Origin of the sequence: Bacillus sp. NPDC077411, assembly GCF_044543425.1 — a bacterium.
In the GTDB taxonomy this organism is placed as follows: domain Bacteria; phylum Bacillota; class Bacilli; order Bacillales; family Bacillaceae_G; genus Bacillus_A; species Bacillus_A bruguierae.
Genome location: NZ_JBITWA010000046.1, coordinates 1 through 4,878 on the forward strand (window position 1 = coordinate 1; position 4,878 = coordinate 4,878).

The window sequence follows — 4,878 nt, forward strand, 5'->3', positions numbered from 1 at the left end:
AAGAAAATTTTATCGAACTCTCTTCGCTTTTTTCTGCATGTACTGTAATACTAGAGATACTTGATGTAAGTGTTAATGAAAACATTGCTGAAAGTACAATTACAAACTGTTTTTTCTTCAAACTCCTTCCCCCTTTATATTTTTCTATCACTCCTTTCACTATACAACTAAATAACAGAAAATTCAGTCTATATAAAAGAAAAAACTTGAGAAATTTGTAAGATTTAGTTCTGGTGCAAAAACTTCAAAATATCTGGAAGGATTGATTTTCACTTAAGTAAAACTAGAGACCACAAGGTTGCAAAGCGCTTTTTTAAAAAGGCTTTGCGGTCTTTTCATATTTCGAAGCCCCGTGTGATCACAGTAGACAAGAATCCAGCCTATTCTATGGCCATTGCTTAGTTAAAGAAAGAGAAAAAGATGCCTGTAGGCATCCAAATAAGACAGATAAAATATCTAAATAACATTGTAGAACAAGATCATCGTTTTATTAAGAAACGTGTTCGCTCTATGTTGGGGTTCAAATCATTTAAAACAGCAATCTCTATATTGAGTGGTGTTGAAGCTATGCATATGATGAAAAAAAGACAACTTCACCGGCAGGTGAAGTTCATACATAAGTTGTTTGGAATTACATCATAATTTGTAATTAAACAGACTGCGTAGGCTCTATGTCTCTATTAAATGATTTTTGCACCAAAACCATCGGTAGCGAAGACAAGGCGGATCCCTAATCTCATAAGGAATTCGCCTTTTTCTTTTTCTATAACTCTATTCATTTTTTATACATTCCTATTCTGTCCTGGGTTTCAGAGTTCCCGTTTGTTATTGAATTGGTCGAAAAACTGCATACAATCTTGCATACTCTTAACGTTATTATAGCTAGTTCAATGTAACTGTAAATTCCGAGTTTGGTGCGCCAGTAAATACAACCGCTCCATTCTTCGGCAGTTTTACCTTGTTATTATTGCTAACAACGGTAAAATTGACGCATACTCCCTTTTCATCATACACCGCGAACGAACTCTTCGATGGCAACTCCACGGTCATCGTTTTCCCTGCTGCCACTTGCGGGATCGTAAACCATTTTGCATGCCCGTTTGCTGACAGTGTAACCTTCGATGATTGGCTTGTGTCAAGGGGTTTTACGTTTGATTCACTTACGTATAAGGAGTTGGCCATCTCCATATATTCATTACCATCCTCTGTATAAAAACGAGCTTCCTTCGTATCACGCCCATCCATCACAGGAATCTGGAGTTGATGTGTCGCCGTATTCGGACCTATAATTTTTTTGCCATCCCAATAGCCTTCCTTGGTAATAATTTGTGTAGTAAGAGGTATTATTTGTACAAGATAGTTCATAGAACTAAATTTCTCGTTAATGAGATAGAACTTGCCGCCCTCCCGCTTTTCCCATGCAGCAGCGGTTCTCTTCGATAGTACATTGTCTTCTAGTTTCTCGGCTAAATAGTGCGTCAGCACATCTTGCCCTAATCCTGGCTTCGAATTATATGTGCTCTCCCTCAAATATGTTCTTCCATTCTTCTCGGTAACGAAATTGAGCTTGGAAGTACCGTTCTCATTAATAAAGCTTCCATCCGCGGTATATACATATTTTTCTTTACGATTAGATGGTAAGAATAGTTCTCCCTTCTTTGTAATTTCTATTTTGAAATGACTGTAGCTATTGCCATAAAAGCCCGCTTGTTTCGCCACGTTTGGAGGCATCTGAGCCTTGACTGGCTTACCAAAAGATTTGTTCGGCTTTATATCCTTAATTGTTCCCTTCTCTTTAAGCGCGGCGAGCAGTAAATTAGTTGCCAGCATTTGATTTGTAATGCTGCTACCGCCGGATGACAACACAGCCGCTGCCATCTTCTGTTCCGGAAGCACGACCAATGTAGCATGTTGCAGTACTGTGTCACCGCCCTTAGACAAGGCCTTTATTCCATATCTATTGAATGGATATAGTTTCACACTATCCCACCCTAGACCATAGTTGAAACTATTATCTCCATCCCCTGGCCACATTCCTTTTTTATATTCAGCCTGCTCCATCGTCTTGATTGCCTTATCAGAGAGAATCCCTTTTCCCTGTCCCATAAATAATTGTGAGAATCGCACCGTATCTTCTGCCGTTGAAGAGATCCCTCCCGAACCAATCACATTCATCGATTCAATGGGAAGCTGCCCTTGGTATGCTGGAAAATAAAGTCCAGCACGCTTTTCGTCCTCCCATTTGTCCTGTGGCGTTTTTGTATGATTTAATTTTAATGGTTCTGTAAACCTTTGATGTAAAAATTCAGTAAAGCTCATACCACTTACTTTTTCTACCAAAATCTCAGCTAGCGTAAAGCCGTCGTTACAGTATACCGAGAACGCGCCAGGGTCCGCTTTTAAGTTTTGGGTAGATAATTGCCGCAACAAGTTATCATGGGCATAGGTATCATTATCTTTAAATAACAATGCTTTATTGAGCGTAGTACCTTGCAAACCGGAGGAATGGTTCAACAGCATACGCGGTGTAATGCGCTTGTACCGCTCATCTTTCATCTTGAAATCAGGAACATAGTGGACAACAGGGACATCCAAATCGACTTTTCCTTCGTCGACCAATTTCATGATAGCCGCAGCTGTATATACTTTACTGGTTGAACCAATCCCATATAGAGTATCTTTAGTCAGTGGCTGTTTCCCTTCCATATCGTTTTTGCCTGTCTGACCCGACAAAATAATCTTACCATTATCTATTAACGCATACTGCACGCTAGTCGTCTCATAGGATTTCGTGAGTAGCGTAGCTTTCTCTGCCGCAATCTTCTCCAGTTCTGTGCTAGTTACAACCGGAGTCTTATTACTAGAAGACGCTATCGCCCCTGTAGGTAGAGTCATCATTAGAACCAATGTAGCGGTTAACATCCTAGATAGTTTATTTTTCATAAGAGAGGTGCCTCCTTAGATAAATAATCGATTTCATCCCTTATTGTTTAACTATGAAAATATGATAAAATTTTATCCGTTCTTCCTTCTGGGCTACTTGCTAAATTCAGCAAGTAAAATATTTTTAAAAAGATCAGAACTATTAACTTTACCCATGCTGTTCAAACTGATGGCCAACGTATGCTTACCTCCGTGTGTACCTCCAGCAAAAGTATCAAGTCCCGGTATGCCACCTGTATGTCCCCATATTAGGACACTGTTTGGAAGTTTAGTTTTATAGATTCCAAGACCATATCCATCAATTCCTTCTATTCCTGTAGGAACTGTAGTAAGCATTTGTTTGAGTTGCTGTTCTTTCAGTAATTTTCCACCGAGCAAGTAAGAGAAGAATTTATTTAAGTCGTCAGCAGTAGAAATCATCTCTCCAGCCGATTGACCCATACTTGGGTTATAATACGTAACATCTTTTAACTCACTTACTCCATCTAGTTTGATATATCCACGGGCATGATTGGTACCTGGAATAACGCTTGAATTGCCAGGTAGGAATGTATTCGACAATTCAAGTGGTTCAATAATCCGATTTTCGATTTCTTCCGCATAGCTGTTTCCCGTTACCTTTTCAATAAGGATACCCAGTAATACGTATCCTGTGTTTGAATAAGACCAGCCCTTTCCTGGCGGGAAATCTGGGGGCAGAGAAATCCCCATGTTCACTAGTTCTTCAGCCGTATACGATTTTTTTGTATCCATAAGATTAAAGTCTTTTGACCTTGCGTATTCAGCGATACCACTTGTATGATTCAATATCTGCCGGATAGTAATCTGGTTACCATCATATCTGTTTCCTTGAATGACACCAGGCAACCATTTTTCAATGGAATCGTCTAGATTTAAGCGGTTCTCTCCAGCTAATTGAAGTAGAATTGTTGCGGTGAACGTCTTCGTCACGCTGCCAATGCGAAAGCGAAAATCTGTTTTCATTGGTTTCTTGGTTCTCAAATCCGCTATCCCAACGGCATAACTCCACGTTTTTCCACTATCAGAAATTTTAGCGAGTATTCCCGGGTATCCAAGATGCAATGTATCCCGCATTGCTTGCTTGACGGCATTACGATCTCGTTGAGTGCTTGCTTGTAACGAACTAGATACATTTTGAGTAGGCTCTGCTTTTACAATTGAGGTTGGCGTTGTGAATAACAGGGAACTTCCAGCTATTAAAAGGGCCAGACTTGCAAATGTAATTTGACTACGTGTTTTGATAAGGCATTCCTCTCTTCTATTCATATTGTATAGGTGGTTGCTTGTCGTTTCATACTAACCACACAGCTATCATCTCTACCAATGACAAAATATCATCATTAAGTTTGTAATCAGCTTCATAATGATTATTTTTACAAACACCATTCTGTCCTAACAAACGGTAAATCCCTCTTTTTTCACATGTATGTTAACCACAGAAGTTACTTCTTTTCCTTGAAACACTCTTGTTAACTGGTTTGTTTTTCATATATACGTCATATCTGTTCCGCCTTTCACGCCTCTTTATATTTTCATCATACACAATGAAACTTTCTTTTTTCTTACCCATTCCTTACAAATTACTTACGTTCAAAATAACTTCTATAATAGGGTATAAGGAGGATCTGTGCCGGAAAGAAAATATTTTTCAATAAATATATTAATCAAAAAGAAACACAGAGGTTTTTCGCTTCTATGTTTCTTTTTTTCGTCCTTTAAATATTAAAGATTCGGTTTCAAAGTAACTACCTGTAGAAAAAGAAAATGCTCATTTGGAGGTATATTAAAACCTTAACTTGATAGCGATGGGATACCGCCACATCGCTATCAAGCTAAGGTTAGGAACGGTCAGTTTCAGAAGAACTTTTTTTCTTTTTCTAAAAATCAGTGTAGATCATTGGAAATTTTGCATAT

At 38.7% G+C, this 4,878-nt stretch carries 2 protein-coding genes and 1 pseudogene; 1 reads left to right on the forward strand and 2 read right to left on the reverse strand.

Annotated elements, in window-relative coordinates:
• Positions 1–261: 261 nt before the first annotated feature.
• Positions 262–642: pseudogene (locus ACIGHG_RS25555) on the forward strand (DDE-type integrase/transposase/recombinase); the annotation flags it as partial.
• A gap of 240 nt (positions 643–882) precedes the next feature.
• Here the strand turns inward: ACIGHG_RS25555 and ACIGHG_RS25560 are convergent.
• Positions 883–2,943 (reverse strand): serine hydrolase domain-containing protein, encoded by a 2,061-nt coding sequence (locus ACIGHG_RS25560; RefSeq protein WP_396551280.1) that lies wholly within the window; start codon positions 2,941–2,943, stop codon positions 883–885.
• A gap of 93 nt (positions 2,944–3,036) precedes the next feature.
• A complete protein-coding gene (locus ACIGHG_RS25565) occupies positions 3,037–4,206 on the reverse strand; it encodes a serine hydrolase domain-containing protein (RefSeq protein WP_396551282.1) in 1,170 nt (389 codons plus the stop codon).
• Between the last annotated feature and the right edge of the window lie 672 nt (positions 4,207–4,878).